The sequence below is a fragment of the Pandoraea terrae genome (assembly GCF_902459695.1).
GTDB lineage: Bacteria > Pseudomonadota > Gammaproteobacteria > Burkholderiales > Burkholderiaceae > Pandoraea > Pandoraea terrae.
Window position 1 is genome coordinate 44,140 of sequence record NZ_CABPRZ010000007.1, and the last position, 25,881, is coordinate 70,020.

A 25,881-nucleotide genomic window follows, 5' to 3' on the forward strand; every position below is an offset into this window, starting at 1 on the left:
GGCGTACGCTTCCTGCATATGCCCGCGCCGCTGTCAGGCTGAGATGTCGAGGCCGACGGCGCAAGGCAAAGCAAGGCAAGCGATGACGTCCCTCTCCAATGAATCCCCCCCGGCGGCATCGGCCGCACCGGCGACCGTGCACGATGCCGCGACGGCGCCCGCGCCCACGTCACGTGAACTCTTCCTCGGCTTTCTCGGGCTGGGCATGACGGCCTTCGGCGGCGCGCTGCCGTTGGCGCGGCGCATGATTGTCGAGCGCCACCGCTGGCTCACCGGCGCGGAGTTCACCGACCTGCTTGGCCTGTGCCAATTTCTGCCCGGCGGCAACATCATCAATCTGTCCGTGGCGTTGGGCATGCGGTTCCGGGGCTGGCGCGGCGCGCTGGCGTCGATCCTGGGACTGATCGCCGTACCGTCGGCTGTGGTCGTTTCGCTCGGCGTGGTCTATCAGCACTTTCAGCACGATCCGCATATCCGGCACCTTTTCGCAGGGATGGCGGCGGCGGCGGCCGGCCTGTTGATCCAGTTGGCCGCCAAGATCGCATGGCCGTTGCGCAAGTCGCTCGCGCTGGCCGGCGTGGCGTTTATCTGCTTCGTCGCGATTGCGTTCCTGCGCGTGCCGCTGGTGCTCACCATGCTGGTCATGACGCCGATCAGCATCTACGTCACCTGGAGGATTTCGCGATGACCGAGACGCTTGTTTCGCTCGCGCTGATTTTCTCGCAGCTCTCCGTGCTCGCCTTCGGGGGCGGAAATACGATCCTGCCGGAAATGCAGCGGCAGGTTGTTGACGTGCATCACTGGATGACGGCCGAGAACTTCAGTGCACTGTTTGCCTTGGGCCAAGCCGCACCCGGACCGAACATGATGGTCGTGACGCTCGTCGGCTGGCAGGTCGCCGGCTGGCAGGGCATGTTGGTCACGTCGATCGCGAAGTTCGGCCCGTCGTCGCTGATCACCGTCGGCGTGGTGCATCTTTGGGAGCGCTTCAAGGACCGCCCGTGGCGGCGCATCGTGCAGACGGGGCTGATGCCGATGACGGCCGGGCTGGTGACGGCTAGCGCGGCGCTGATCACCGAGGCGTCGGTCACGACATGGTGGCTCGGCGGCATCACCGCCGCAGTGGCCGCGCTAGCGCTCAAGACGCGCGTCCACCCGCTGTGGCTGCTCGCCGGGGGGAGTCTCGCCGGGCTGATTGGCGGCGGACTCTTGTAGGTGCAGGCAAACGCGACCCGGGACGGGGTATCGTGTCAGGCCACGCCTGACGTTTCCAGCCGCTCGATCGGTTGCACGGACAGGCGCAAGCCCATTGCCTTGAGAATCGCCGACAGACTGCTGAGTCCGGGATTGCCTTTGGGCGAGAGTGTACGATACAACTGCGTGGGATTCAGTTGTGCCTGTGCTGCCACCGCCTGGACGCCGCCGAACGCGCGCGTCATTTGACGAAGCGCGACGAGCAACTCCGCCTGATCGGAGGCTTCCGAAATCGGCGGCGTCCGAAGTCAGAAAATCAGCGCACGGTGTGTGGATACGATGGCGCCCGACTGCTCAGCGAGCGGTGGCCATTCGCCCGTGGCTACCCGGCCCGATCACGGGCGACATGGACCACGCTGGCCACGTTCATTACGGTGGTGCGTGGCCTGTTTCTGATCCCCGACCCCGCACGCCCGGCAGTATCGTCAGCCGGCTGCGTTGGCTCATACGCTGGCAGGGCAAGATCATTGGCACAATTTTCATCGGACTCGACCCACGCGTCGCGATGCAGCAGCGATAACTCGACGGTCATGGAAGTGGCGGATCACGGGTAATCGATCCGCCACACATTAGTGATCGCTATCGATCATCAGCTTTCAAACTAACAAGCCGATGTCACGCGATACCGCATCGAGGCGCCCCTTCAATGGCGCGATCAGAGTGTGCAACTTCCCGTTCGACACCACCGCGTCCGGTGCATTATCCATAAGTTCAAGCAGCACATCTACCGCGTCTGCCACTTGCAGTAAGTCATCATTAGCGCTGGCCACCTTCTCGCTGACGGTATCAGTGATTTCGGAAAGGCGCGCTAGAAGTGCATCAATCGCTTCATCAGATGGCGAGATCGCGGCACCAATGCGGAGCCCCACCTCGCTGAGCAATTCAGCTTGGCGCAATAATACTGAATGCGAAGCGTAACCAGAATGAGAAAAATCGAACATAAAGCCTCCAAGTCGCAGGTCTATACCGCCTCCCCACTGTCAATTGGGTGGGCGGGCACAAGGTCGGGTTGACAGACCGGACTTGGTCACCGGCACACCCTAAGGTGTCCCAGCCTAGGCCCGCCCGATGAAAGCCGCCGAATACCACAACGCTTCCCCGAGCCGACACGCATTTCGCGCTACCAAGTTCCGGGCTGTCAAACCCGCTTACCGATCACTCGGCAAGTGGAGACCATTGTGGAACACTTCGTTCGACGCTGCTATCAGACGAATCCGAACTTTAGCACCTTCGGGGCAAGATATCGGCACTTGCCATTGGTGCGCATTTCGGGCTGGTGTAGACTCTGAGCGTCAAATGCCCCCGCGTCCTTTCATTACGACCTCCTAGCCGACTCATGATCATCTCGCGTCTGAAACTCAAGAATTGGAAAAACTTCAGGGACATCGAAGTCAAATTGGGCGAGCGTGTTTTCATTCTTGGGCCCAACGCGTCCGGCAAATCGAATCTGCTGGATGTGTTTCGATTTCTACGCGACCTGGCAAAGGCTGAGGGCGGCGGATTGCAGAAGGCTGTCGCAGACAGAAGCGGAGTTACGAAACTTCGATGTCTCTCAGCACGACGGGACCCAGAAATACTTATTGAGATTGATATCGCAAACTCAAGCGACGGGCCTGCCGCTTGGACGTACACGCTAGGTTTCAAAAGCGAAGGCAAGGGACGACAGCGCGTCATGATCAGCAAAGAGACCGTCATCAAGCGAGACGAAAACGGAAAAGAAGCAACCGTACTCAACCGCCCTGACCGCTATGACAATGTTGATCAAGAACGGCTAACGCAAACAAGTTTGGAACAGATCAATACGAACATGGAGTTTCGCGAAATTGTTCAGTTTCTATCGTCCGTGACGTATCTTCATCTGATACCACAATTACTGCGTTATCCTGACCAAGTCACAATTACCAAACTCGACGAAGATCCGTTCGGGCAGGCGCTCCTGGATCGCATTGCGAATACGCCTAAGCGAACGCGAGATGCGCGCCTCGCCAAGATTGAGGATGCGCTGCGCATCTGCGTCCCTCAAATGCGCGATCTGAAGTACGAAGAGGAGCGCGGCAAGCCACACTTGCAGGCTCTCTACGAGCATTGGCGCCCCGATGCCGGATGGCAGCGAGAGGATCAATTCTCCGACGGAACCCTGCGTCTTCTGGCCATCATGTGGATGCTTTTGGATGGCGACACAACCCTTCTTCTCGAAGAACCTGAACTGTCACTGAATGAAGAAATTGTTGATCAGATTCCCACATTGATCTGGAAGATGCAACGCGTGGCAAAACACAAGCGCCAAGTGTTCGTCACGACGCATAGCCGCTCCATGCTGAGTGAGTCGGGCATCGCACCGGAAGAAATTCTTCTGCTGGAGCCTGGCACTAATGGCACGACGATTCCGGTCCACTCCAAGGCCGATGTTGCCATGATCAAGGCCGGCATGACGCCCGCAGAAGTCTTTCTTCCGAAAACCAGGCCGATCACCAAGTTGTCACAACTGAATCTATTCAAATGACGAAGCAAGGAATCATTCTCGTCACGGAAGACGCCCTGAGCGATGCTGTCGGAAAAAAGATGGTGACGTCGGTTTGCAACAACCTGATTGTCGACCGATCTATAGTTACCGCCGGTGCGGGCAACATGAAGAAGAGGATCGGCAATTTCATTGAAGCGTCTCACGCCATTCCTTTCCTCGTCATTACGGATCTCGACAACAAGCCTTGCCCGATATCGCTCGTACGCGAGTGGGTGCCTCGCGCAGCACCTCAGCACTTTTCGTTACGCGTAGCGGTACACGAAATCGAAAGTTGGCTACTCGCCGACAAAACATCCATCGCTGAATTTTTGGGCATTCACCCCAAACATATTCCTAACTCACCTGATGAAGTCGTTGATCCGAAGGCGGCCCTTGTCAATGCAGCCCGTCGAGCCCGACGGGAGATTCGCGAAGGCATCGTCCCTCGACGCCCCACAATTTCCATCGGCCCGGGTTATAACGCTCTGCTTGGTCAATACGTGGCAGAGCGGTGGTGCGCCCATGCCGCGAGAAAGGTGTCTAAAAGTCTGAATAGTGCGTTGACGCGACTCACGACAATCGACTCGATTACTTAACGTCTTACCAAGTTAGGTACCGGATATCCCCTGTCCGGATTCGGCCCAGGCGTTTCGCCCGTGGCCGCCCGTTCCGATCCCTTACGACAAACACTGAGTACAATAAGGAGCCCGTCGAACGACGCTCCGAAGGCCGCCCACCATGCCCCGAGACCTGCGCACCGGCCGTACCCCACATCGGCGTTACGCCTTGATCGTTGCCGCCGCCTGCCTGTGGGCCAGTCTCGGCCTCGCTGGCGCGGCCGTTGCTGCCGGGCCCGACACCCCGCTCTTCTCGCAAGCCCCTGCTGGTGCCGCCCTGCCCGCCGGCTGGCAGAACCTGCCCGTGGTCAAGGACAAGAAGCTCACGCAGTACGTGGTCGTCGCGGACGGCCAGCGCAATGTCGTCGAAGCCACTTCGGCCGACTCCGCCTCAGCACTCATGCACAACGGCGACGGCATCGACGTGTTGGCCACGCCAATGGTGAGTTGGCGCTGGAAGGTCGACCGGGCGATTCCCGGCGCGGACAATCGCGTCGCGTCAAAGGAAGATGCCCCCGGGCGCATCGTGTTCTTCTTCGACGGCGACAAGTCCAAGCTGCCCTTTGGCGATCGCGCGGCCATGAGTCTCGCCAAGGTCGGCGGAGAAGACCTGCCCTACGCGACGCTCATGTACATCTGGTCCAACTCGGGCGGCCCGGGCGAGGTCATCGAGAATCCGCACACCGACCGCGTCCAGATGCTGGTCGTCGCCGGCGGAGACGCCTCACTCGGCAAATGGCAGTCGTTCTCACGCAACCTGGCCGCCGACTACGAGCGCATTTACCACGAAAAGCCGGGCAAGCTGATCGCCTACGGCATCTTCACGGACAGCGACAACACGCATGCCAGCGCACATGCGTGGTACGGCGACATTCGTTTTCTCCCGGCGCGCTGACGACGCGAAGCATGCGCCAACACGCAGTATGACGACGGTTTTCGCGTTGTTCCACCTTTTACCGGGACAGCCCGCGTGATAGGCTATCTCGCCATCAGACTGCGACATTTCAGCCCCTTCGCGACAGCCGCCCTCATGCAGAAGAAACGCCATCCCAAGGACGTCACGTTTTCCGCCAGCCCCGTCTTGCAGACGCGCATGCCCATGTGGCGCTCCAAACTGGTGGTCATCATGATCACCGGCGCATTCCTCGGCCTCACCGCGCGCGCGTTCTGGATCGCCGGCCCCGGCAACAGCTTCTACCTCGCGCAGGGTGAAAAACGCTACGAACACACCATCGCGATGCCCGCAGTACGCGGCAAGATAGAAGACCGCGACGGACGCGTGCTTGCCACGAGCCTGCCGATGCGCACCATCTGGGCCGTTCCGGCGGAAGTGCCCGACGACCTGCCGGCCAGCGACATCGCGCAGGCCGGCAAGTTGCTCGACATGCCCGCGAAGGAGTTGCAAAGCAAACTCGCGGGCGAACGCAAGTTCGTCTACATCAAGCGGCAGGTTTCCCCGGAAGTCGGCAAACAGATCGAGGCGCTCGGCATCCCCGGCGTGTACGAGAGCAACGAGTTCAAGCGCTTCTATCCGGAAGGGGAAGTTGCGGCGCATGTCGTCGGATTCACCAACGTCGAGGATCGCGGCCAGGAAGGCATGGAACTTGGCGAGGAGCCCGCGCTCGAAGGCACATCCGGTGTGCACCGCGTGATCAAGGACCGGATCGGCCATACCATTCAGGATCTCGACGATTCCATGCCGCCGCGCGACGGCAAGAATATCCGTCTCACACTCGATACCCGCGTGCAGTACATCGCCTACGAGGCGCTGAAGAACGCCGTCGAGCGCACCGGCGCGCACGCCGCGACGGCCGTGGTGCTCGACGCCAGGAGCGGCCAGGTACTCGCGCTCGCCAATCTGCCGACCTACAACCCGAACGACCGCGCCCACCTCACAGGCGAACAATTGCGCAACCGCGCGCTGACCGACGTGTTCGAGCCCGGTTCGATTCTCAAGCCCTTCACGATGGCGCTGGCGCTCGATCTGCACCGCGTTACGCCAACCACGCTGATCGATACCGGCCCAGGCCGCTTCTCCTTTGAAGGTTCAACGATCACCGACGACAGCGCCAACGGCGTGCTCACGGCCGCCGGCGTGATCCAGAAGTCGAGCAATATCGGCATGACGAAAATCTCGACGATGCTCCGCGCAGAAGAAATGTGGGACATGTTCACCGAAATCGGCCTCGGCCAGCCGCCGAAACTCGGCTTCCCCGGTGCGGTCTCCGGCCGTTTGCGGCCGTTCAAGTCGTGGCGGCGCATCGAACAGGCCACGATGGCCTACGGCTACGGCGTCTCCGCATCGCTGTTCCAACTGGCGCGCGCCTACACGATCTTCGCGAACGACGGCGTGCTTGTGCCCGTCTCGATCATCAAGAACGACGGACCGCCTGCCCAGGGCGTGCGCGTGATCGACGCCCGTACCGCGCAGGAAGTCCGGCAGATGCTTGCCGCCGTGGTCGACGCGGGCGGTACCGCGCAAACGGCGCAAGTGGCCGGCTACAGCATCGGCGGCAAGACCGGCACGGCCTACAAGGCGGGTCCGCACGGCTACGAGCGCGGCAAGTACCGGGCGTCGTTCGTTGGCATCGCGCCGCTGTCGGCGCCCCGGCTCGTCATCGCCGTCTCCATCGATGAACCGAAAGCCTCGCAGCACTTCGGCGGTCAGGCCGCGGGCCCCGCCTTCGCGGAAATCGCCTCGCAGGCGCTACCGCTGCTCGGCATCCGGCCCGATCTGCCGGTCCGGCCCGGCGTCGTGATCGCAGCGCCCACCGAGGCACCGCCAATCGACAGCTCGCACGGCTGACCCCTTCAGGCTTGCACCACCCCGGTGCAAGCTCGCTGCGACACAGCAAATTCAAGTGCGACACATCGTCGCACCTTTGAAATTGGGCAATTTCCTGAAATGCTGCATTGCACTGCATTTTCAGTGAATCTTGCCCCGATCTCCCTGAAAAAAGCCGCGCGCATACGCGCGTGAGCGTTGCGACACATTGTCGCGCCGTCCGTCCCCGCGTTTCTAAGGCAATTAAACTTCGGCATAATGCCGGACCGTGAGAGACGTGGGCCGTCGGGCCTGCGGATCGTATCCTCGCGATGACCCGCGCGTTGCCGTAGTTCGTCCGGTGCAAAACCGGCGCGGCGACGGCGCTCTCGTCCGTAGCTAACCCTTGCCAACCTCCTGCACCCTGCATCAGGCCGGTAAGCCCGTGTTGTGCCCGCAGTTTGGCCAACTCAACTCTGTCGTGACATGAAGAAACACAGAAACCCGCGATTGCTCAGGCTCCTGGCCTTGTGCTCACCGCTTCTCCTCGCCGGCTGCGACATGGCCGTGCTCAACCCGAAGGGGATGATCGGTGAAGAGACGAAATCCCTGATCCTCACGGCCACGTGGCTGATGTTGATCGTGGTGATTCCGGTCATCTTTTTGACGTTGTTTTTCGCGTGGAAGTATCGCGCGTCCAACAAGTCGGCACGCTACGAGCCGAAATGGTCCCACTCGACCGCGATTGAACTGGTCATCTGGGTGATTCCGATCATCATCATTGCGATCCTGGCCAAGATCACCTGGACCTCGACGCATGAGCTCGATCCGTACAAGCCGCTCGCGCACGAGACCAAGCCGATCACGGTTGAAGTCGTGTCGATGAACTGGAAATGGCTGTTCATCTACCCGGACCTGAAGATCGCAACGGTCAACCAGCTCGCCATTCCGGTCGATACCCCCGTGAATTTCAAGATCACGTCGGAATCGATCATGAATTCGTTCTTCATTCCGCAGTTGGGCAGCCAGGTCTACTCGATGGCCGGCATGGAAACCAAGCTGCACCTGATCGCCAATGAAGCCGGCACGTACGACGGCATCTCGGCGAACTACAGCGGCGGCGGCTTCTCGGGCATGCGTTTCAAGACCCTGGCGATGTCGGACAACGACTTCCAGCAATGGGTGGCGAAGGTGCGCGAGTCGAGCAAGCATCTGGACAAGGGTGTGTACCAGACCCTCGTCGCGCCCAGCGAAGACGAGCCGGTCACGTACTACAGCTCGGTGGATCCGTACCTGTACACGTCGATCCTGCACGCGCCGATGATGTCGGGCACGGCGGACGCAAAGCATGAAGGCATGTCGCACGAGGGGATGTCCCACGACGGCATGAACATGCAGAAGGACAGCAAGGCAGATGCGCCGAGTGCGCCGTCGGCCAAGGCGGGCCAGGCCATGACGATGGCCATGGACGGGACCGGACACATGACGCACGCCGGCATGGCCGCGCACGCGCATTCGAAGGAGTAATCGATGTTTGGCAAGTTGACACTTGAAGCCATTCCGTACCACGAGCCGATCATCGTCGGCGCCGTGGGCGCAATGGTGCTGGGCGGGTTGGGCCTGATCGCCCTCCTGACCTATTTCGGGAAGTGGAAGTACCTGTGGAACGAATGGATCACGTCCGTCGATCACAAGAAGATCGGCGTGATGTACATTCTCGTCGCGCTCGTGATGCTGCTGCGCGGCTTCGCCGACGCGATCATGATGCGCTCCCAACTGGCCGTGGCCCACAACTCCGCCGGCTTCCTGCCGCCGGAACACTACGACCAGATCTTTACCGCCCACGGCGTGATCATGATTTTCTTCATGGCCATGCCGTTCATGACCGGGCTGGTCAACCTCGTCGTGCCCCTGCAGATCGGTGCGCGCGACGTGGCGTTCCCGTTCCTGAACACGCTGTCGTTCTGGCTGTTCGTGGCGGGCGCGGCGCTGATCAACATCTCGCTCGGCGTCGGTGAGTTCGCGAAGACCGGCTGGCTGGCCTATCCGCCGCTGTCGGGCATCCAGTACAGCCCGGGCGTGGGGGTCGACTATTACATCTGGGCCTTGCAGATATCGGGGTTGGGGACATTGCTCACAGGCGTGAACTTCGTGGTCACGATCCTGAAGATGCGCGCCCCGGGCATGAACCTGATGAAGATGCCGGTGTTCACATGGACGTCGCTGTGCACGATGGTGCTGGTTTGCGCCGCGTTCCCGGTGCTGACCGTCACGCTGGGCCTGCTCTCGCTCGACCGCTACCTGGACTTCCATTTCTTCACGAATGATCTGGGCGGCAATCCGATGATGTACGTCAACCTCATCTGGATCTGGGGCCACCCGGAGGTGTACATCCTGATTCTGCCGGCGTTCGGCATTTTCTCGGAAATCATCGCCACGTACTCGGGCAAGAAGCTGTTCGGCTACAAGGGCATGGTCTACGCCACGGCGGCGATCATGGTGCTGTCGTTCCTCGTGTGGGCGCACCACTTCTTCACGATGGGCTCCGGCGCCAGCGTGAATGCCTTCTTCGGCATCGCAACGATGATCATCTCGATCCCGACGGGCGTGAAGATCTTCAACTGGCTGTTCACGATGTTCCGTGGCCGCGTGCAGATGACCACCCCGGTCCTGTGGACGCTCGGCTTCATGGTCACGTTCGTGATCGGCGGCATGACCGGCGTGCTGCTGGCCGTGCCGGGCGCCGACTTTGTGCTCCACAACTCGCTGTTCCTGATTGCGCACTTCCACAACGTGATCATCGGCGGTGTGCTGTTCGGCTACGTCGCCGGCATGAACTACTGGTTCCCGAAGGCGTTCGGCTTCAAGCTCGACGAGCGCACCGGCAAGGCCAGCTTCTGGTGCTGGCTGATCGGCTTCTACCTGGCGTTCGTGCCGCTGTACATCCTCGGCTTCATGGGCATGACGCGCCGCCTGAACCATTACGACAACCCGCTGTGGCAACCGTACCTGATTGTTGCGTGGGTGGGCGCGCTGTTCATCGCCGCCGGTATCGGTTTCCAGGTGCTGCAACTGGTCATCTCGATCAAGAACCGCGAGAAGCTCAAGGATGTGACGGGCGACCCGTGGAACGGCCGTACGCTGGAGTGGATGACCTCGTCGCCGCCCGCGAACTACAACTTCGCAGTGATCCCGCACGTGCATGACATCGACGAGCTGGCTTACCGCAAGGAACACGGCATCAAGGGCGATCTGCAGACGGACTACGCGCCGATCCACATGCCGAAGAACACCGGCGCCGGCTTCATCATCAGCGCGTTCTCGCTGGCATTCGGCTTCGCGATGATCTGGCACATCTGGTGGCTGGCCATCGTGGGCTTCGTCGGCATGATCGTGACGTTCATCTGCCGCAGCAACGACGATTCGATCGACTACTACGTCCCGAGCAAGGAAGTGGTCGCTACCGAGTCGGCGCATTACCAACGCATCGCGACCCAGGCTTAATCATGACGAGCGACGTTTTGAAACATTCTGCCGCGCACGCCGACGCGCATGCGCACGAGCACGAGCACCACGACACCGGGGGCAACACGATCTTCGGTTTCTGGGTGTACCTGATGACCGACCTGGTGCTGTTCGCCGGCCTGTTCGCCACGTTCGCGGTGCTGCGCAATGCGACGGCGGGCGGTCCGACAGGACAGGAACTGTTCGAACTGAAGTTCGTCCTGGTCGAAACCTTCATCCTGCTGTTTTCGTCGATCACCTACGGCTTCGCCATGGTGGGTCTGCACAACGGGAAGAAGCGCCAGGTCATGGGCTGGCTGGCGGTGACGTTCCTGCTGGGCGCCGCGTTCATCTGCATGGAAGTGTATGAATTCCATCACCTGATCCTGGAAGGCGCGGGTCCGAACCGCAGCGCATTCCTGTCGTCGTTCTTCACGCTCGTCGGCACGCACGGCCTGCACGTCTTCTCGGGCCTGCTGTGGATGGCCGTGCTGATGTATCAGGTCAGCAAGAAGGGCCTTACCGCCACCAACACGACCCGCCTGAACTGCCTGTCGCTGTTCTGGCACTTTTTGGACGTGGTCTGGATTGCGGTGTTCACGGTCGTGTATCTGATTGGAGCGATGTAAATGGACAACAGCAAAACCCTGCATGCCCATGGCCATGACGCGCACGGCCACAACGCCGCGGGCGGCAGCCACGGCACGGTGAAGTCGTACCTGATCGGTTTCGTGCTGGCGGTGATCCTCACCGTCATCCCGTTCAAGCTGGTCATGGACGGCAGCCTGCCGAAGCCCACGATCCTGCTGATCATCCTGGGCATGGCGCTGGTGCAGATCATCGTGCACCTGGTCTACTTCCTGCACATGGACCGCTCGTCGGAACAGCGCTGGAATGTGATGGCCTTTTCGTTCACGGTCCTGGTCGTGGCGATCGTCATCATTGGCTCGATCTGGATCATGCACAACGCCAACGCGTTGATGATGATCGGGATGTAATGCCCGCCCTCCGGGGATAAAAAAAAAGCGCGGTGCCGATTTGGCCCGCGCTTTTTTTCATGGTGCTTTGCGAGGATGCGCCGCAAAAATCCTGGGCGCGGCGACTGCGGAGCATCCCCCCTCCCACTCCGACTTGATCGTCTGGAGGAAGCCTGAGTCAATCCGGCGAGCCTCGGATTTCAATACGTCGCGCATTGCGGCCTCAATGCGGTCCAGCACCACTTCAGGCTTGGGCACTCCGCACACATTTCGCCCGAACTGCACGAGGTTCTTTCGCGTGGGATAGTCCTTCTTCTTATGGAGATTTAGCGCAAGCTCCCGATCCGTCAACATTCGTCCTGATTGTGGATCGCGAATTGGATAGACGGTAGTCGTGACAACATCGAAAAGCGGCGCAAGTCGCGGCGGCGCACCATTCGGGAACTCATAGAGCAGGCCGAAATTCTTGAGATGCGCGTCACCATTCCGAGTCATTACCGAAAGCGCCACGTACTCGAAGAATCTGGCCTGGCTCTCTACCCGATTCTCCTTACAGTACGCGCCGATCATCTTTGCGACCTCCTCGTACGAGCCGTGGTATTTTTGCTCCGCGGTGCGTGTCGTCAGAACAGCCATGTCCTCGAAGCCGAGCTGCTTACGCTCCGGCCCCTCCAGGTCAAAGCGACGCATGACAAAAAGAGAGCCGTCCTCCGATAGCCAGAAGTCCGGGACCGTAATTCCGGCCTGCTTTGCGGCCGACATGCACAGGTACTCGTTCTGAGCCAGGAAGGCGTAGTCTTCCCCCGCCGACTTCACAATCAGGTCCGGGGTAACGGCAGTCGACTTTTCCGCCAACGGTGCAGTTTCCCACGATGCCGTGCCCCCACCGCCGAGGACGCTTGAAGAAGCCGAGACCTTGTCCGCGTCGGGAATCATGATTTTCGGCTGAAATCCGGATATGCCCGATTGCAGGTAGACGTCAACCAGGTAATCGAATAGCCCCTCGCTCGCTTTTGAATTAAGCAAGGTCGATAGACCGACTTCAGCCCCCCTCTGCTCGCCCGCTGTGCCCGGTTCGCTATATCGAAGACGCCCGATTTGGTTTTGGCCCGTGATCGCCAGCAGACGCATGTCATCCAAATCGAAGTGCTTCCCGAAACGTTCACGAATTTTGTCGAGCAGGTAGCCCTCGGGGCGATTCATCGCGAAGACTGACGGAAGGACTGACCCCGCGTAGCTCTCGGCTCGGATGGGCATCAGCAGCGATACCTCGCTCGAACGGTCATCCGTCGTGTAATTGAACGAGAAGCGAGATTCCTTGACGAGCCGCCCCGATTCGCCCTGGGGCGTGCTCACCTGCAACCCCTTGATCTTTCCATTACTCATCGCGGATCATCTTCCTCACCATGTCATAGTCGGGCCGATCGGAGGCGATCATGAGTCCCTTGCCGATCGCGCCAAGGGCGCGCATGATGACATGCAGACCCACATTCTGCCCCTGCTCCAACTGCACCACGGTCTCCCTTCGGATACCCGCCTGCTCGGCAACCCAGGCTTGCGATTTCTTGAGCTTCCGACGTTCATTGCGAAACGCTTCCCCGAAGTCGGCAGCCGTCAGAGAGGCCTGAAATATGTTATTCATAGCCAACATTTTCCATGTACTTTCCGGAAATGTTAGTTAAATATAACAATTATTTCAAGCAGAGAAGTGTTTCGACGAACCGGGAGAGATTCGCCCTAGCGTTGGCCCGCTCAGACCACATAACCCCTTAATCCATAGACAGCCGCACCGCGAAGGCCAGCAACGCCGCCGAGAATGACCAGCGCTGCACCTTCTGTGCGACCGGCCGCGCGCTCAGCCAGCGGGCGATACGCGCTGCGCCGACGGCGAGCGTCACGTCGAACACCAAGCCAACCGCCACCAGCACTACGCCCAGTTCCAACACCTGAGACCACACGGGCCCCGCATCCGGATGGACAAACTGCGGCAGCAACACCGAGCAGAACAGCAGCGCCTTAGGGTTCGTCAAACTGGAAAGTGCGCCGCGCCCCACCGCTCGACGCAACGGGGACGGCGCATCGCCCGAGGCACTGACTGCCGCGATGCCGAAATTCGGTGAACGGAAAATTTGAACGGCGACGTACGCCAAATACAGCGCACCGCCAATGCGCACCGCCTCAAACAGCCATGGCGACGTGCGCAGCAAAGCAGCGACGCCGCAGGCCGATAACGTGACGTGCGCGGCGCGGGCGAGCGCAAGTCCGCCCGCCGTCGCCAGTCCATGCCGCACACCGCGCGACATGCTGGTCTGCATTACCAGCGCCATGTCGGGCCCCGGCAGCGCATAGACGACCACCAGAGCACCAATGAAAATGGACAGCAATTGCAGCGAAACCATGATCGACACTCCACCTTGAAACGCATCACCGGAATGTCGACATGATGCGGCCAATGTTGGAGGGATAATTGGCGTTGTTTTCAAACGAGAAGTGCATATGGAGCGGATTCCCCTCTACCAAGCAATTCTGTCAGCGTTTTCCACCAGACCAAACGCGTCACTGCCCAATGGGAGACATGTCGCCCGTTGCCAAGGAAACGCAATCTCCCGCCAGACGCAACGTCAACGCCAACAATGACATTGGCGGAAGGGGTTCCCTGTTGGCCGCTGACGTGGTGGAATGCCGGCTGTCCGTGCCTTTTTGTAGTGGCTTTCCTTTTGTTGCGGGTTTCCAATGAACGATCTCGATGCCATCGACCGCGCCATTCTGGCGACCGTGCAGCAGGACGGGCGCATATCCAACGCCCGTCTCGCCGAACGCGTCGCGTTGTCTGAAACGCCGTGCGCGCGGCGTCTCAAACGTCTCGAGGCCGATGGGTATATTGGCGGCTATCGCGCGGCGTTGTCGCGGCGCGCACTTGGCCTGGGCGTGATGGCCTTCGTCCACGTGCGTTTCGCCGTGCATGACAGGGCGCTGTCGGAGCGCTTCGAACGGGAAATCCAGGCGATTCCCCGCATCGTGTCATGTCACAACATTTCGGGCAGCGCGGATTATCTGCTGACGATCGTGGCGCGCGATCTCGACGACTACGGCACGTTCACACGCGATGTCCTGCGGGCGCTGCCCGGCGTATCGTCGATCGAATCGATGTTGTCATTGCGGGAAGTCAAGCCGGACGCAGGTGTGCCGTTGCTCTGACGCTCGGGCCCGTTCAGGCGCCAATGCCCTACAATGCGGGCTTGAATGGAGAACTTCGATGGAATCCCGCCTCACCGAACTCGAGATCAAGGTCGCCTTTCAGGAAGACCTGCTCGATACGCTCAACGAGATTGTCACGCGTCAACAGCAACAGATCGAACTGCTGCAGAAGCAGTTCCAGGCGCTGTATCAGCAGGTGCAATCAGGGGCATCCGCAGGTGGCGCCGGCGCCGACGCTGACCCGCGCCACGAAATTCCGCCGCATTACTGAAATCGAACGAATTCGCGCGCAGGCCGGTCACATGCATCATGGGCGGCGCGTCCTGATGGCCCTTTCCGATTTCCCGCGCCGCCGCTCCGGAGTTTCCCGCATGCAGATCGACCGACGCCGCGTCCTCATCCGGCTCGCCCGTTTTTCCTCGTTATCCGCCGCCGTTGTTGCCCTTACCGCCACAGGCACTGCCTTCGCGGCGTACAACGTCTGGACCGGCGAATACACCCTGACACGTCAGGAACTGGAGCACGCTGTCGGCCAGCGCTTTCCTGCCACATTGCGTTACGGACAACTCGTCAGCGTCGAGCTGACGCACCCGCACCTCCTGTTCGATCCGGCCACGAACCGCATCACGACCGAGGTCGATGCGCAAATGGCCAACTTGCTGCTGCAAGGTGTGCCCATCAAGGGCACGCTGGCCATCTCGAGTTCGCTCAAATACGACCCGGCACAAAGAGCGGTCCTGCTCGACAACCCCAACGTCGAGCGGGTGCGCGTCGATGGCATGCCCGCCGAATATGGCGAACAGTTGAACGCGATCGGCGGTGTCGTCGCCACTCAGGTCCTGAATCAATACCCGATCTACAAATTCAAGCCGGAACAATTGCGTTATGGCGGACGTGAAGTCGAACCGGGGGCGATCACGGTGCTGCCCGACGGTCTCAAGGTCGAAGTCAGGCAGCGTTGAAACCGGCGCATTCGTGGCGCCGTGAGACGCCCCACCTAAAATTGGGCCGCTCACGCCTTTGACGGCCGCGATACGCTAGTATTGCGGGCAACGCCGCCATCCGCGCGGTCATGGAACAGGGCCGGCGCTGCCTCGGAGCCCGCCGGCGGGTTGTATGGAACTCGACGCAATTGATCTGAAGATTCTGCGGGAGCTGCAAAGCGATGCCCGCCTCACCAACGTCGAACTCGCTTCGCGCGTGAATCTGTCGCCGTCGCCATGTTTGGCGCGCGTCAAGACGCTCGAGATGGCCGGCTTCATCCGGCAGCGTGTCACGCTGCTCGACCCGGCCCGGCTCGGACTGCATATCAACGTCTTCATCCAGGTCACGCTGGAAAACCAGCGCCGCGAAGCACTCGACGCGTTCGAACATGCCGTCTGCGCCCTGCCGCAGGTCATGGAGTGTTACCTGATGTCGGGTGACTCCGATTTCCTGCTGCGCGTGCTGGTCAGCGACATGGGCGCATACGAAGCATTCATCTCGAACGAACTCACCCGGATTCCCGGCATCCGCAGCGTGCGCTCGAGTTTTGCGCTCAAGCAAGTGCGCTACACCACGGCCGTTCCCGTGCCTGAACGCGATTGACGCGCGCCGTCATCCCCCTGCACCTCGCCGCACTGCTGTTCGGCGCATCCGCGCTGTTCGGCGAACGCATTGCGGCCTCGAGCACGATGATCGTGTTCGGCCGCGGCATCTTTGCATGGTCCGCGCTGACCTTGATATGCATATTCGGCGCGGGCACGCCATGGCGTAATCTCACGCCCGCCGAGGCCGGCAAACTGCTCCTGGCCGGCGCGATGCTCGCCGTCCACTGGATTACCTTCTTCATGGCTGTGAAACTGGGCGGCGTGGCCATCGGCACGCTCGGCTTTGCCTGCTTCCCCGCCTTCGTCGCGCTGCTGGAATGGGCCGTGAAACGCGAACGCCCGGCCCTCGGAGAATGGGCAGTGATCGGGCTGGTGTCGCTAGGCCTGATGCTGGTCACGCCAACCTTCGATGTCCGGGACGGTGCGACCGTCGGGCTGCTCTGGGGCGTGGTGTCAGGCATGATTTACGCGGTCATCACCCTGTCGAACCGCTATCTGGCGAGCCGGGCGTCACCGCTGCATGCGAGCTGGTGGCAGTTTCTCGCCATCGCGCTCATGCTCGCGCCGTTTTCGTTCGGGGAAGCGCTGCACCTGCCGGCGGCCCAATGGGGATGGCTCGCCTGCCTCGGCGTGCTTTGCACCGCGCTCGCCTATACCTTGTTCATTCACGCGTTGCAGGCCGTCAAGGCCAGCCAGGCCGCGGTCGTGATCGCCCTCGAGCCGGTCTATGCCATCGCTCTCGCATGGCTGCTGTTCGGGCACGCGCCGACCCTCAAGATGTGGCTCGGCGGCGCGTGCATTGTCGGCGCCGTGGCGTGGTCGGGTCTGCGCCGCGGCCAGCGCCGTGCACATTGATGCCTGGCAAACGCCGCCGCGCATCCGCTTACAGGAACATCCCGCCCGACGCCTCGATACGCTGCGCGTTGATCCACCGGTTGTCGTCGGACAGCAGCGAGGCAATCACGCCACCGATGTCGTCCGGCATGCCGACACGTCCCAGCGCCGTATTCGCGGCGACGAACTGATTGATGTCGGCATTGTCGCGCACCACGCCGCCGCCGAAGTCGGTGGCGATGGCGCCCGGGGCCACGGTATTGACCGCAATGCCGCGTCCGCCGAGCTCCTTCGCAAGATAGCGCGTGAGCACCTCCACCCCGCCCTTCATCGTCGCGTATGCCGCGTAGCCCGGCAGCGAGAAACGCGCGAGCCCGCTCGACAGATTGATGATGCGCCCGCCGTCGGCCAGCAACGGCAACAGTGCCTGCGTCAGGAAGAACGGGCCCTTCAAATGGATGCGCATCAATTCGTCGAACTGCGCTTCGCTCGTTTCGGCGAAGCTCGCGTGAATACCGACGCCGGCGTTGTTGACAAGGAAATCGAACGCGTCGCGCCGCCATTCGCGCGCCAACACGGCGCGCACGGCATCGGCGAAGGCAGGAAACGCGGCGCTGTCGCCCACATCGAGTTGCAGCGCCGCGGCCTTCGCGCCCAACGCCGCGATGTCGGCCACGACGGCGTCGGCTTCGGCGCGCTGGCTGCGGTACGTCAGGATGACGTCGATACCGTTGCGCGCGGCGGCCAGCGCAGCGTTCTTGCCCAAGCCGCGGCTTGCACCGGTAATGAGAAGGATTTTGCGTGTCATGGAAAAACGCCTGAGGGTCCGATAAGACGCGAGGTCTCAAAAAGAGCCGCACATCCGGAAACCGATCCGTCATGTGCGGGATGGACACATCGTATTGCAACGTCATTTGCCAATAAATCAGGCAAATCGGATTACACTGTTCAAATCTGGATAACACTGATCGATACCATGAACCGGCTCGATGCCATGCAGGCGTTCGTGCGCGTCGCGGAAATGGCCAGCTTTACGCAGGCGGCCGACAGCCTGGGGCTGCCGAAGGCGAGCATCTCGAACGCGGTCAAGCAATTGGAGAACCAACTCGGCACGCGCTTGCTTCACCGCACCACACGGCGCGTCCAACTCACGCAGGACGGTCAGGTCTGTTACGAGCGCTGCAAGGATCTGCTCGCCGACGTCGACGAGTTCGAGGGGATGTTCGCGCAAGGCGAGGCTGCGTTGACCGGCCGCCTGCGTGTCGATTTGCCTGCGACGTTCGCGCGCAATGTCGTGATTCCGCGCCTGCCGGAATTTCTCGAGGCGCATCCTGCGCTGGCGCTGGAGTTGTCAAGCACCGACCGTCGCGTCGATCTGGTGCGCGAGGGATTCGACTGCGTGCTGCGCGTGGGCGCGGTCGCCGACTCCACGCTCATTGCGCGCCCGCTTGGCGAGCTACGTCAAATCAACTGCGCAAGCCCGGCCTATCTCGCCCGACACGGCACACCGCAGTCGCTCGACGATCTCGCGCATCACCAACTGATCCACTATACGACGACGCTCGGCGCGCGCACCGCCGGCTGGGAATTTCACGATGGGGAACGGCATACGCAACGCGCGATGGACGGCGTGCTCACCGTCAACAACGCAGACGCCTACGAAGCCGCTTGTCTGGCGGGCCTCGGCATCATTCAGGCGCCCGAACGCGGCTTGTTTCCCTACCTGGAAGCCGGCCGGCTGATCGAAGTCATGCCGGATCATCGCGCCGAACCGCTGCCGGTCACGTTACTGTACGCGAATCGCCGCCACCTCCCGCGCCGCGTACAGGCCTTCATGCGCTGGCTGGCGGACGTGATCACCGCGCGCCTGGACAATGGATCACCGCATTGATCACAGCCCCTTCTCCACCATATCGAGAAGCCGCTGCCCCGCAAGCGCGGCCTGATCGCGCCCGAGCATGCGCAAGGGCCCGTCGATGATCAGCATCGCCAGGCCATGCACGGCCGACCACGCCAGGTACTCCGCGCCGGGCCGGCGCGCTGGCGCCAGCACGCCGGCAGTGACCATATTGTCGAGCGCCAGACCGAGCAACTGAAACGGATTGAGGCCGCTTTCCCCCGCCTTTTCAGGCACCGCGTCATTATTCACGTGCTCCGGACTCACGAACGCCGTCCGGAAAAGGCCGGTCTCACGCTGTGCAAACCGCAGGTAAGCCGTGCCCACGGCCCGCAGACCCGCGCGCGCCGCCGCTTTCGGATCGGCCAGCGCCGGCGCCGATGCCATTTCAGCTTCCATGGCGACGGCCAGCGCCGCCAGCGAGGCATCGCGCACCGCCTGCACCAAATCCTGACGATTGGCGAAATGCCGGTATGCCGCGTTCGGCACCACCCCCGCGCGCCGCGTCGCCTCGCGCAACACGACCGCCTCCGGCCCCCCGTCGCGCGCCAGCGCCATCCCCGCATCCAGCAGCGCGCGCCGCAAATCCCCGTGCCGGTAGGTACTGCGCGTCGGTGCCGGCGTCACATCTTTTGTCATTGCAACCCCTTGTGGACAGTGTCCATTATGTCTGCTATTGTTTGTGTACGCTGTCCACAAATGCAAGGATTTTTGTGCAGCGTCCCAAATTTCGCCAAGATTTCGCGCATTTTTCCCAAGGAGCCACTATGGTTGATACTTATCCTGCACACGGCGACGAAGCCGCGCTTCGCGCCTTGACGGACGCATGGTTGCAGGCGGTGCGTCAAAAGCGCATCGGCACACTGCTGGAAGATCATTACGATCCGGATGTGGTGGTGTTCGACGTCATGCCCCCGACGGTCCATCGCGGCGTATCCGAATATCGGAAACTGCTCGAAGGCTGGTTCGCGATGACGGACGGGCCGATTGGCTTCGAAATGACGCAATGGCATGTCACGGTCAGCGGCGAGCTGGCGTTCACCCATAGCGTCAATCACGTCAAGAACACCGGAAAGGACGGCCAGACGCACAACGCTACCGTGCGCGCCACCGTGTGTTACCGCAAGACCAACGGCCATTGGCGCGTGGTGCATGAGCACGCATCGGTGCCGATGGAACTACCCACGTCCGGCTGAGCGTTCCCGCCCGGCCAGGCGATTTCACCCAGGAGATGCCATGCAAGTTCAGCCCTACCTGTTTTTCGACGGCCGCTGCGAAGAGGCCATCCGTTTCTACGAGAAGGCGCTCGGCGCGAAAGTCGAGGTGCTGATGCGCAACAGCGACAGCCCCGAGCCGCATCCGCCGGGCATGTTGCCGCCGGGCAGCGAGAACAAGGTCATGCACGCCACGGTCAAGATCGGCGATTCGACCGTGTTCATGTCCGACGGCATGTGCAGCGGCGCGGTCAAGTTCGAAGGGTTCTCGCTCTCCCTCGACTTCACCAAGGATGAGGATGTCGACCGTTACTTCAACATTCTCGTCGAAGGCGGCGAAGCCAATATGCCGCCGGGCAAGACGTTCTTCGCTTCGCGTTTCGCGATGGTCAAGGACCAGTTCGGCATGCACTGGATGTTGATCGTGCCGGCGCAGATGTAAGGGAACCGTCACGCCGCCCGTCCTCCCCACCGGCACGCGGCGGCGCGTGAACATGCCGGCATGCCGCAATATCGCCAGCACGCGTATCATTGAAAACATCCGTAGCCACCGAGCGGAGCGCTCACATGCCCCACGTGAAGGTCCAATACCCGCCGATGTCAGGTAACCGGCGCGCGCTGCGCTGCCGGGGAGATGCCGGCTGATGCGCCGTCCCCGTCATACCCGTATCGGCCTCGCCCTCGGCGGCGGCGCGGCGCGCGGTTGGGCGCACATTGGCGCGATCCGCGCCCTGCTCGACGCCGGCATCAAGCCCGACGTCGTTTGCGGCACTTCGATCGGTGCGCTGGTCGGCGCCGTCTACGCCAATGGCGATCTCGACTGGCTTGAAGAATGGGCCACGCGCCTGACCTGGCAGACGGTCGTGCGCCTGCTCGACCTGCGCCTGTCCGGCGGTCTGCTTGGCGGACGCAAGGTGATCCAGCTGTTCTCCAACCAGTTCGAGGGACGCAAGATCAGCGAACTCGGCATACCGTTTGCGGCGGTCGCGACCGAACTCGACACCGGGCGCGAGATCTGGCTGCAGGAGGGCAATGTCGTCGATGCCGTGCGCGCGTCGATCGCCATTCCGGGGATTTTCACGCCGATCTGGCACAACAACGCGTGGCTGGTCGACGGTAGCCTGACCAATCCGGTACCCGTTTCCGTGGCCCGGGCGATGCACGCCGACTGCGTCATCGCCGTCGATCTGAACAATGACTTACTGAATGGACGCGACTTTGCCACGCCGATCCACCCGCCGCGCCGTGCGCCGACGCCGGCCGTCATCGACAGCGCCAGTGAAGACGATCCCGAAGCGCCGCCGCCACTGGCCTTGCGCCGCAACGGCAAGCCGTGGCCGGCATGGCTCGCGCCGGCGCCCGCCACCCAGGGCAACGACGACGTGCGCCAGCCCCCCGAACCCAACACGCGCGTACCGTCCATGCTCAGTTCGGTCGCCCAGAGCATCGACATCATGCAGGTGCGAATCACGCGCAGCCGTCTGGCAGGTGAGCCGGCCGACATCCTGATCCAACCGCGCCTGGGCGGCCTCGGCATCTTCGACTTTCACCGGGCCGCCCCGGCGATCGAAGAAGGCCGCTCAGCGGTCGAGCGCATGATGCCCGCGATTCGCGCGCATCTTGGCATGGATCCTTGATCCAGCTTGCAATGGTGCGCGCCGCCGGAATACTTCCTCCCGCCGACCGCCGGCCACTGGACGGGCGCCCATACGCGTTTGCCACGGCTGTGCTATCGTCTCCCGCCATGCAACCCGTGATCTCCATCCAGAATCTCTCGAAGACCTACGCATCGGGATTCCAGGCGTTGAAGAACATCAACCTGGACATCCGCCGCGGCGAGATCTTCGCCCTGCTTGGCCCGAATGGCGCCGGCAAGACCACGCTCATCAGCACCATTTGCGGCATTGTGCGAGCGACATCGGGCACTGTGCATGTCGACACACATGACATCGCCACCGATTACCGTGCGGCCCGGTCGCTGATCGGGCTGGTGCCTCAGGAACTGACGACGGACGCCTTCGAGTCTGTCTGGGCGACGGTGTCCTTCTCGCGCGGCCTGTTCGGCAAACCGGCCAACCCGGCGCATATCGAGAAGGTGTTGCGCGCCCTCTCCCTGTGGGATAAGCGCCACAACAAGCTCATGACCCTGTCGGGCGGCATGAAGCGGCGCGTGCTGATCGCCAAGGCGCTGTCGCACGAGCCGAAGATCCTGTTCCTCGATGAGCCGACCGCCGGCGTCGACGTCGAATTGCGGCGCGACATGTGGCATCTGGTGCAGTCGTTGCGTGAAACGGGCGTCACGATCATCCTGACCACGCACTACATCGAGGAAGCTGAAGAGATGGCTGATCGTATCGGCATCATCAACCGCGGAGAGATCATCCTGGTGCAGGACAAGGCCGAGCTGATGCGCAAATTGGGCAGCAAGCAGCTGTCGTTGCAGTTGGCGCACCCTGTCGACGCCGTACCCGGGGTCTTGTCGGATTACGGCGTGACACTGGCGAACGAGGGCAGCGAGCTTGTCTTCGCCTACGACGCCGAAATCGAACCGACCACGATCGCCGCCTTGCTGCGCGACCTCGATCGCGCCGGCATCGCGGTCAAGGACTTGAAGACGACGCAGAGTTCGCTCGAGGACATCTTCGTCAGTCTCGTTCACACCGGCAACTGAGGACGCGAGCATCATGAATCTCTACGCCGTTCGGGCGATCTACAATTTCGAGATGGCGCGCACGCGCCGCACGTTGATGCAAAGCATCATCTCGCCGGTGATCTCGACTTCGCTGTACTTTGTGGTGTTCGGTGCGGCCATCGGCTCGCGTATTCCGGAGATCGAGGGCGTGAGCTACGGCGCGTTCATCGTGCCGGGATTGATCATGCTCTCGCTGCTCACGCAAAGCGTGTCGAATGCCTCGTTCGGCATCTACTTCCCTAGATTCACAGGCACGATCTACGAATTGCTGTCAGCGCCGGTGTCCTATCTGGAAATCGTCGTCAGCTACGTGGGCGCAGCGGCCACCAAATCGGTCGTCCTGGGCCTGATCATGCTCGCGACGGCAGCGCTGTTCGTGCCGTTACGCATCGAACACCCGGTCTGGATGATGCTGTTCCTCGTGCTGACGGCGGTGACCTTCAGCCTGTTGGGCTTCATCATCGGCATCTGGGCGGACGGCTTCGAGAAACTGCAGCTGGTGCCGTTGCTGATCATCACCCCGCTGACCTTCCTGGGCGGCAGTTTCTATTCGACGCACATCCTGCCGCCGTTCTGGCGCACGGTGACGTTGTTCAACCCCGTGGTCTACCTGATCAGCGGGTTCCGCTGGAGCTTCTACGGCATCGCGGACGTCAGCGTCGGCGTTAGCCTGGTGATGACGGTCGTGTTCCTGACCGTGTTCCTCGCGATCATCGCCTGGATGTTCAGGACGGGCTACCGCTTGAAGAACTGAAACGGCAGGGGCCGCAATGCGCCCCCTGCCATCGCGCGAAAAAGCAATATCACTCCGGCGGTGTCGCCAGGAATTGCGGCAGTTGCTCGGCGGCGCGAGAAAATGCGGCAAGCGTGGGATATTCGTCGCCAAAATCGATCTCCGGCACGAGCAGTTGATGAAACCGCCATGCCACGGCGATCGTCACCCCATGCTGGCCGATGCGATCGGGCGTGACGTCCACCGGCACCTGCGCCAGTGCTTTCTCCAGCGCGCCGAAGGCGGCCCGCAGTTGCTTGCGCACGCGGTCGGTCCATGGCGTATGCCGCTTCTCTTCCGGACGCAACTCGCGTTCGTAGACCAGTTGCACTGACTTCTCGCACGCGGCCAGCGCCAGCCCGGTCAACCGCAGCGCACGCAGATGCGCTCGCGGGTCGGTGGGCACGAGCCGTTGTTCCGGATCGACAAGCGTTTCGAGATATTGCAGGATCAGTGTCGAATCCATCAGCACGACACCGTCGTCGGTCACGAGCGTCGGCGCCTTGACCACCGGGTTGATGGCCGCGAACTCGTCGAATTGGCGAAACACCGATACCGGCCGGTGCTCGAACGGCAACCCCAACAGACGCAGGCAGATGGCAACTCGCCGCACGTACGGCGAGTCAAGCATTCCGATCAATTGCATGAACGACTCCTGACTCCAGTGAGAAATCTTTGGCGCAGACCGATGCGCTGAACGCACCCTAAGCATAGCCGACCTTGCTGCCGTCTGAATAGCAAGCCGCTGCCGGGTTGGGTAGAATGATCTTCTTGGTCCCCATGCCACCGCCCCCCGGACACTCCCATAAGGAGAGGCCATGAACATCCTGATGGTGCTGACCTCGCACGACCGCCTCGGCGACACCGGCAAAAAAACGGGTTTCTGGCTCGAAGAGTTCGCCGCCCCGTATTACGTCTTCCTCGATGCAGGCGCGGTGGTAACCTTGGCCTCGCCCAAAGGCGGCCAGCCGCCGATCGACCCGAAGAGCGACGCCCCGGATGCCCAAACGGAATCGACGGAACGTTTCCATGCAGACCCCGACGCCCAGCACGCGCTCGCCAACACGCTGAAGCTGGCCGACGTGGAGGGATTGGAGTTCGACGCCGTGTTCTACCCCGGTGGCCACGGACCGCTCTGGGACCTCGCGCAGGATCCTGTCTCGATTCAACTGATCGAAACGTTCGAGCGCGCGGGCAAACCGGTCGGACTCGTGTGCCACGCGCCGGCCGCGCTGCGCCAGGTGCGCGCCGCCGACGGCCAGCCGCTGGTGCGCGGTCGGCGCGTGACCGGCTTTTCGGACGTCGAGGAAGCCGCCGTCGGGTTGACGGACGTCGTGCCCTTCCTGCTCGAGGACGAATTCAAGCGTCTTGGCGGCCTCTACGAAAAAGGGCCGGCGTGGCAATCGTTCGTCATCGGCGACGGACGGCTCGTCACCGGTCAGAACCCCGCCTCGTCCGAAGCGGCGGCGCGCGCCGTCCTCGCCATGATGCAACCGAAGCCATGACGGCTCGCAGGCCAGCCCGTCAGACGGGCTCCATCTCGAACGGCCCGAGGAAATCGGCCTTGCCGACGGCGATGCCCTGCGCGCGCAGAATGTCGTGCGTGGTCGTCACGTGGAAGTAGAAGTTCGGCAACGCGAAGTTGAACAGATAATCGACGGAAAACATCTTTGTCTGATATTCCTTGAAGCGCAGAGTGATCTCACGACCCTCCGCGCCGGCGAACTGGTCTTCGCTCACGCCCGCAATGAACGCCTCGGTCTTGCCGACGCGTTCAATGAGATGCTCGAACGTCGTCTCGTTGTCTTCGAACTTTGGCGACTCGATGCCGGTCAAGCGCGCGATCGCAAACTTGGACGTGTCGCTGGCCCGTTGAATCTGCCCGGAGAACGGCAGCATGTCGGGGGCGAGACGCGCATCGAACAGCGCAGCCGGATCCAGTTGGTTCGCCTGCACATGATCGCGGGCCTTCTTGACGTAATCGGCGAGCACCGCCAGACCGCGCAGGTACACGGGGACGGATGCGCGATACAGGGAAATCGACATCGTGAACTCCTTGAAGACGT

31 protein-coding genes and 1 pseudogene are annotated in these 25,881 nt (G+C 61.8%); 23 read left to right on the forward strand and 9 right to left on the reverse strand.

Features of this window, described 5'->3' with window-relative positions:
• Window positions 1–82: 82 nt before the first annotated feature.
• Complete coding sequence (locus tag PTE30175_RS09930; protein WP_150696907.1) at window positions 83–688, forward strand: chromate transporter; 606 nt, start codon at window positions 83–85, stop codon at window positions 686–688.
• Window positions 685–1,215, forward strand: a complete 531-nt coding sequence (locus PTE30175_RS09935) for a chromate transporter (RefSeq protein ID WP_150696908.1) — start codon at window positions 685–687, stop codon at window positions 1,213–1,215. Before PTE30175_RS09930 ends, PTE30175_RS09935 begins: the two co-directional genes overlap by 4 nt.
• A 35-nt stretch (window positions 1,216–1,250) precedes the next feature.
• Here the strand turns inward: PTE30175_RS09935 and PTE30175_RS09940 are convergent, their stop codons facing one another.
• A complete protein-coding gene (locus PTE30175_RS09940; RefSeq protein WP_150696909.1) occupies window positions 1,251–1,487 on the reverse strand; it encodes a helix-turn-helix domain-containing transcriptional regulator in 237 nt (78 codons plus the stop codon).
• 188 nt (window positions 1,488–1,675) lie between these two features.
• Here PTE30175_RS09940 and PTE30175_RS28585 point away from each other — a divergent pair.
• Window positions 1,676–1,774: pseudogene (locus PTE30175_RS28585) on the forward strand (LysE family translocator); the annotation flags it as partial.
• A 76-nt stretch (window positions 1,775–1,850) separates the two neighbouring features.
• Here PTE30175_RS28585 and PTE30175_RS09950 read toward each other — a convergent pair.
• Complete coding sequence (locus PTE30175_RS09950) at window positions 1,851–2,195, reverse strand: DUF1484 family protein (RefSeq protein WP_150696910.1); 345 nt, start codon at window positions 2,193–2,195, stop codon at window positions 1,851–1,853.
• Window positions 2,196–2,590: 395 nt separating this feature from the next.
• Between PTE30175_RS09950 and PTE30175_RS09955 the strand changes: the two genes are divergently transcribed.
• The 8 genes from PTE30175_RS09955 to PTE30175_RS09990 all read left to right on the forward strand — a co-directional run bounded on the left by PTE30175_RS09955 (window position 2,591) and on the right by PTE30175_RS09990 (window position 11,640).
• Window positions 2,591–3,757, forward strand: a complete 1,167-nt coding sequence (locus tag PTE30175_RS09955; protein ID WP_150696911.1) for an AAA family ATPase — start codon at window positions 2,591–2,593, stop codon at window positions 3,755–3,757.
• On the forward strand, window positions 3,754–4,353 hold the full coding sequence (locus tag PTE30175_RS09960; protein ID WP_150696912.1) for a DUF4276 family protein: 600 nt from the start codon (window positions 3,754–3,756) through the stop codon (window positions 4,351–4,353). Before PTE30175_RS09955 ends, PTE30175_RS09960 begins: the two co-directional genes overlap by 4 nt.
• A 142-nt stretch (window positions 4,354–4,495) precedes the next feature.
• The gene (locus PTE30175_RS09965; protein WP_150696913.1) at window positions 4,496–5,269 is read left to right on the forward strand and encodes a DUF3047 domain-containing protein; all 774 of its coding nucleotides are present in this window, start codon (window positions 4,496–4,498) and stop codon (window positions 5,267–5,269) included.
• Between the two features lie 135 nt (window positions 5,270–5,404).
• Entirely contained in the window at window positions 5,405–7,180 is a 1,776-nt protein-coding gene (locus tag PTE30175_RS09970) for a peptidoglycan D,D-transpeptidase FtsI family protein (RefSeq protein ID WP_150696914.1), read from the forward strand.
• A gap of 444 nt (window positions 7,181–7,624) precedes the next feature.
• On the forward strand, window positions 7,625–8,665 hold the full coding sequence (gene cyoA / locus PTE30175_RS09975) for a ubiquinol oxidase subunit II (protein ID WP_150696915.1): 1,041 nt from the start codon (window positions 7,625–7,627) through the stop codon (window positions 8,663–8,665).
• Window positions 8,666–8,668: 3 nt separating this feature from the next.
• On the forward strand, window positions 8,669–10,642 hold the full coding sequence (gene cyoB, locus PTE30175_RS09980; protein ID WP_150696916.1) for a cytochrome o ubiquinol oxidase subunit I: 1,974 nt from the start codon (window positions 8,669–8,671) through the stop codon (window positions 10,640–10,642).
• A gap of 2 nt (window positions 10,643–10,644) precedes the next feature.
• Complete coding sequence (locus PTE30175_RS09985) at window positions 10,645–11,271, forward strand: cytochrome o ubiquinol oxidase subunit III (protein WP_150696917.1); 627 nt, start codon at window positions 10,645–10,647, stop codon at window positions 11,269–11,271.
• Window positions 11,272–11,640: a cytochrome o ubiquinol oxidase subunit IV gene (locus PTE30175_RS09990; RefSeq protein WP_150696918.1), complete on the forward strand. Its 369-nt coding sequence runs from the start codon at window positions 11,272–11,274 to the stop codon at window positions 11,638–11,640.
• Window positions 11,641–11,697: 57 nt separating this feature from the next.
• Here PTE30175_RS09990 and PTE30175_RS09995 read toward each other — a convergent pair whose 3' ends face one another.
• The 3 genes from PTE30175_RS09995 to PTE30175_RS10005 all read right to left on the reverse strand — a co-directional run bounded on the left by PTE30175_RS09995 (window position 11,698) and on the right by PTE30175_RS10005 (window position 14,018).
• A complete protein-coding gene (locus PTE30175_RS09995) occupies window positions 11,698–13,005 on the reverse strand; it encodes a type II toxin-antitoxin system HipA family toxin (protein WP_150696919.1) in 1,308 nt (435 codons plus the stop codon).
• Window positions 12,998–13,261, reverse strand: a complete 264-nt coding sequence (locus PTE30175_RS10000; protein ID WP_150696920.1) for a helix-turn-helix domain-containing protein — start codon at window positions 13,259–13,261, stop codon at window positions 12,998–13,000. Before PTE30175_RS10000 ends, PTE30175_RS09995 begins: the two co-directional genes overlap by 8 nt.
• Window positions 13,262–13,388: 127 nt before the next feature.
• Window positions 13,389–14,018: a LysE family translocator gene (locus PTE30175_RS10005; protein WP_150697097.1), complete on the reverse strand. Its 630-nt coding sequence runs from the start codon at window positions 14,016–14,018 to the stop codon at window positions 13,389–13,391.
• 334 nt (window positions 14,019–14,352) lie between these two features.
• Between PTE30175_RS10005 and PTE30175_RS10010 the strand changes: the two genes are divergently transcribed.
• From PTE30175_RS10010 to PTE30175_RS10030, 5 genes are all read left to right on the forward strand, one after another.
• The gene (locus tag PTE30175_RS10010) at window positions 14,353–14,817 is read left to right on the forward strand and encodes an Lrp/AsnC family transcriptional regulator (RefSeq protein WP_150696921.1); all 465 of its coding nucleotides are present in this window, start codon (window positions 14,353–14,355) and stop codon (window positions 14,815–14,817) included.
• Between the two features lie 58 nt (window positions 14,818–14,875).
• Window positions 14,876–15,088 carry a SlyX family protein gene (locus tag PTE30175_RS10015; protein ID WP_150696922.1) on the forward strand — a complete coding sequence of 71 codons (213 nt, stop codon included), beginning with the start codon at window positions 14,876–14,878 and terminating at the stop codon, window positions 15,086–15,088.
• Window positions 15,089–15,188: 100 nt separating this feature from the next.
• Window positions 15,189–15,779 (forward strand): DUF1439 domain-containing protein, encoded by a 591-nt coding sequence (locus tag PTE30175_RS10020; RefSeq protein ID WP_150696923.1) that lies wholly within the window; start codon window positions 15,189–15,191, stop codon window positions 15,777–15,779.
• A gap of 154 nt (window positions 15,780–15,933) precedes the next feature.
• Complete coding sequence (locus PTE30175_RS10025; protein ID WP_150696924.1) at window positions 15,934–16,404, forward strand: Lrp/AsnC family transcriptional regulator; 471 nt, start codon at window positions 15,934–15,936, stop codon at window positions 16,402–16,404.
• Window positions 16,401–17,261 carry a DMT family transporter gene (locus PTE30175_RS10030; RefSeq protein ID WP_150696925.1) on the forward strand — a complete coding sequence of 287 codons (861 nt, stop codon included), beginning with the start codon at window positions 16,401–16,403 and terminating at the stop codon, window positions 17,259–17,261. The genes PTE30175_RS10025 and PTE30175_RS10030 overlap by 4 nt, the downstream gene beginning before the upstream one ends.
• 28 nt (window positions 17,262–17,289) lie before the next feature.
• On the opposite strand, the gene PTE30175_RS10035 is transcribed toward PTE30175_RS10030, so the two are convergent.
• Complete coding sequence (locus tag PTE30175_RS10035; RefSeq protein ID WP_150696926.1) at window positions 17,290–18,048, reverse strand: SDR family NAD(P)-dependent oxidoreductase; 759 nt, start codon at window positions 18,046–18,048, stop codon at window positions 17,290–17,292.
• Between the two features lie 168 nt (window positions 18,049–18,216).
• Here PTE30175_RS10035 and PTE30175_RS10040 point away from each other — a divergent pair, with 168 nt between their 5' ends.
• Window positions 18,217–19,131, forward strand: a complete 915-nt coding sequence (locus PTE30175_RS10040) for a LysR family transcriptional regulator (protein WP_150696927.1) — start codon at window positions 18,217–18,219, stop codon at window positions 19,129–19,131.
• Here the strand turns inward: PTE30175_RS10040 and PTE30175_RS10045 are convergent, their stop codons facing one another.
• The gene (locus tag PTE30175_RS10045) at window positions 19,132–19,776 is read right to left on the reverse strand and encodes a TetR/AcrR family transcriptional regulator (RefSeq protein ID WP_150696928.1); all 645 of its coding nucleotides are present in this window, start codon (window positions 19,774–19,776) and stop codon (window positions 19,132–19,134) included.
• 128 nt (window positions 19,777–19,904) lie between these two features.
• On the opposite strand from PTE30175_RS10045, the gene PTE30175_RS10050 reads away from it, so the two are divergent.
• The 5 genes from PTE30175_RS10050 (at window position 19,905) to PTE30175_RS10070 (ending at window position 23,797) form a co-directional block, all read left to right on the forward strand.
• Window positions 19,905–20,333: a YybH family protein gene (locus PTE30175_RS10050; protein ID WP_150696929.1), complete on the forward strand. Its 429-nt coding sequence runs from the start codon at window positions 19,905–19,907 to the stop codon at window positions 20,331–20,333.
• Window positions 20,334–20,373: 40 nt separating this feature from the next.
• Window positions 20,374–20,793 (forward strand): VOC family protein, encoded by a 420-nt coding sequence (locus PTE30175_RS10055; RefSeq protein WP_150696930.1) that lies wholly within the window; start codon window positions 20,374–20,376, stop codon window positions 20,791–20,793.
• A gap of 199 nt (window positions 20,794–20,992) precedes the next feature.
• Window positions 20,993–21,988: a patatin-like phospholipase family protein gene (locus tag PTE30175_RS10060; RefSeq protein WP_150696931.1), complete on the forward strand. Its 996-nt coding sequence runs from the start codon at window positions 20,993–20,995 to the stop codon at window positions 21,986–21,988.
• A 107-nt stretch (window positions 21,989–22,095) separates the two neighbouring features.
• Window positions 22,096–23,022: an ABC transporter ATP-binding protein gene (locus PTE30175_RS10065; protein WP_150696932.1), complete on the forward strand. Its 927-nt coding sequence runs from the start codon at window positions 22,096–22,098 to the stop codon at window positions 23,020–23,022.
• Between the two features lie 13 nt (window positions 23,023–23,035).
• The gene (locus tag PTE30175_RS10070; RefSeq protein ID WP_150696933.1) at window positions 23,036–23,797 is read left to right on the forward strand and encodes an ABC transporter permease; all 762 of its coding nucleotides are present in this window, start codon (window positions 23,036–23,038) and stop codon (window positions 23,795–23,797) included.
• A 49-nt stretch (window positions 23,798–23,846) separates the two neighbouring features.
• Here the strand turns inward: PTE30175_RS10070 and PTE30175_RS10075 are convergent, their stop codons facing one another.
• On the reverse strand, window positions 23,847–24,461 hold the full coding sequence (locus PTE30175_RS10075; RefSeq protein WP_150696934.1) for a glutathione S-transferase: 615 nt from the start codon (window positions 24,459–24,461) through the stop codon (window positions 23,847–23,849).
• Window positions 24,462–24,633: 172 nt separating this feature from the next.
• Here PTE30175_RS10075 and PTE30175_RS10080 point away from each other — a divergent pair, with 172 nt between their 5' ends.
• Window positions 24,634–25,320, forward strand: a complete 687-nt coding sequence (locus tag PTE30175_RS10080; protein WP_150696935.1) for a type 1 glutamine amidotransferase domain-containing protein — start codon at window positions 24,634–24,636, stop codon at window positions 25,318–25,320.
• Between the two features lie 19 nt (window positions 25,321–25,339).
• Here PTE30175_RS10080 and PTE30175_RS10085 read toward each other — a convergent pair whose 3' ends face one another.
• Complete coding sequence (locus PTE30175_RS10085) at window positions 25,340–25,861, reverse strand: DUF1993 domain-containing protein (RefSeq protein ID WP_150696936.1); 522 nt, start codon at window positions 25,859–25,861, stop codon at window positions 25,340–25,342.
• Between the last annotated feature and the right edge of the window lie 20 nt (window positions 25,862–25,881).

Coding starts and splice junctions, on each gene's coding strand:
- PTE30175_RS10075 (WP_150696934.1), bottom strand. CDS start 24,461: ATGCAATTGATCGGAATGCTTGACTCGCCGTACGTGCGGCGAGTTGCC.
- PTE30175_RS10005 (WP_150697097.1), bottom strand. CDS start 14,018: ATGGTTTCGCTGCAATTGCTGTCCATTTTCATTGGTGCTCTGGTGGTC.
- PTE30175_RS09930 (WP_150696907.1), top strand. CDS start 83: ATGACGTCCCTCTCCAATGAATCCCCCCCGGCGGCATCGGCCGCACCG.
- PTE30175_RS09970 (WP_150696914.1), top strand. CDS start 5,405: ATGCAGAAGAAACGCCATCCCAAGGACGTCACGTTTTCCGCCAGCCCC.
- PTE30175_RS09965 (WP_150696913.1), top strand. CDS start 4,496: ATGCCCCGAGACCTGCGCACCGGCCGTACCCCACATCGGCGTTACGCC.
- PTE30175_RS09995 (WP_150696919.1), bottom strand. CDS start 13,005: ATGAGTAATGGAAAGATCAAGGGGTTGCAGGTGAGCACGCCCCAGGGC.
- PTE30175_RS10065 (WP_150696932.1), top strand. CDS start 22,096: ATGCAACCCGTGATCTCCATCCAGAATCTCTCGAAGACCTACGCATCG.
- PTE30175_RS10020 (WP_150696923.1), top strand. CDS start 15,189: ATGCAGATCGACCGACGCCGCGTCCTCATCCGGCTCGCCCGTTTTTCC.
- PTE30175_RS09990 (WP_150696918.1), top strand. CDS start 11,272: ATGGACAACAGCAAAACCCTGCATGCCCATGGCCATGACGCGCACGGC.
- PTE30175_RS10055 (WP_150696930.1), top strand. CDS start 20,374: ATGCAAGTTCAGCCCTACCTGTTTTTCGACGGCCGCTGCGAAGAGGCC.
- PTE30175_RS09950 (WP_150696910.1), bottom strand. CDS start 2,195: ATGTTCGATTTTTCTCATTCTGGTTACGCTTCGCATTCAGTATTATTG.
- PTE30175_RS10040 (WP_150696927.1), top strand. CDS start 18,217: ATGAACCGGCTCGATGCCATGCAGGCGTTCGTGCGCGTCGCGGAAATG.
- PTE30175_RS10035 (WP_150696926.1), bottom strand. CDS start 18,048: ATGACACGCAAAATCCTTCTCATTACCGGTGCAAGCCGCGGCTTGGGC.
- cyoB (WP_150696916.1), top strand. CDS start 8,669: ATGTTTGGCAAGTTGACACTTGAAGCCATTCCGTACCACGAGCCGATC.
- PTE30175_RS09935 (WP_150696908.1), top strand. CDS start 685: ATGACCGAGACGCTTGTTTCGCTCGCGCTGATTTTCTCGCAGCTCTCC.
- PTE30175_RS10010 (WP_150696921.1), top strand. CDS start 14,353: ATGAACGATCTCGATGCCATCGACCGCGCCATTCTGGCGACCGTGCAG.
- PTE30175_RS10085 (WP_150696936.1), bottom strand. CDS start 25,861: ATGTCGATTTCCCTGTATCGCGCATCCGTCCCCGTGTACCTGCGCGGT.
- PTE30175_RS09960 (WP_150696912.1), top strand. CDS start 3,754: ATGACGAAGCAAGGAATCATTCTCGTCACGGAAGACGCCCTGAGCGAT.
- PTE30175_RS10000 (WP_150696920.1), bottom strand. CDS start 13,261: ATGAATAACATATTTCAGGCCTCTCTGACGGCTGCCGACTTCGGGGAA.
- PTE30175_RS09985 (WP_150696917.1), top strand. CDS start 10,645: ATGACGAGCGACGTTTTGAAACATTCTGCCGCGCACGCCGACGCGCAT.
- PTE30175_RS10025 (WP_150696924.1), top strand. CDS start 15,934: ATGGAACTCGACGCAATTGATCTGAAGATTCTGCGGGAGCTGCAAAGC.
- PTE30175_RS10045 (WP_150696928.1), bottom strand. CDS start 19,776: ATGACAAAAGATGTGACGCCGGCACCGACGCGCAGTACCTACCGGCAC.
- PTE30175_RS09955 (WP_150696911.1), top strand. CDS start 2,591: ATGATCATCTCGCGTCTGAAACTCAAGAATTGGAAAAACTTCAGGGAC.
- cyoA (WP_150696915.1), top strand. CDS start 7,625: ATGAAGAAACACAGAAACCCGCGATTGCTCAGGCTCCTGGCCTTGTGC.
- PTE30175_RS10080 (WP_150696935.1), top strand. CDS start 24,634: ATGAACATCCTGATGGTGCTGACCTCGCACGACCGCCTCGGCGACACC.
- PTE30175_RS10050 (WP_150696929.1), top strand. CDS start 19,905: ATGGTTGATACTTATCCTGCACACGGCGACGAAGCCGCGCTTCGCGCC.
- PTE30175_RS10015 (WP_150696922.1), top strand. CDS start 14,876: ATGGAATCCCGCCTCACCGAACTCGAGATCAAGGTCGCCTTTCAGGAA.
- PTE30175_RS10070 (WP_150696933.1), top strand. CDS start 23,036: ATGAATCTCTACGCCGTTCGGGCGATCTACAATTTCGAGATGGCGCGC.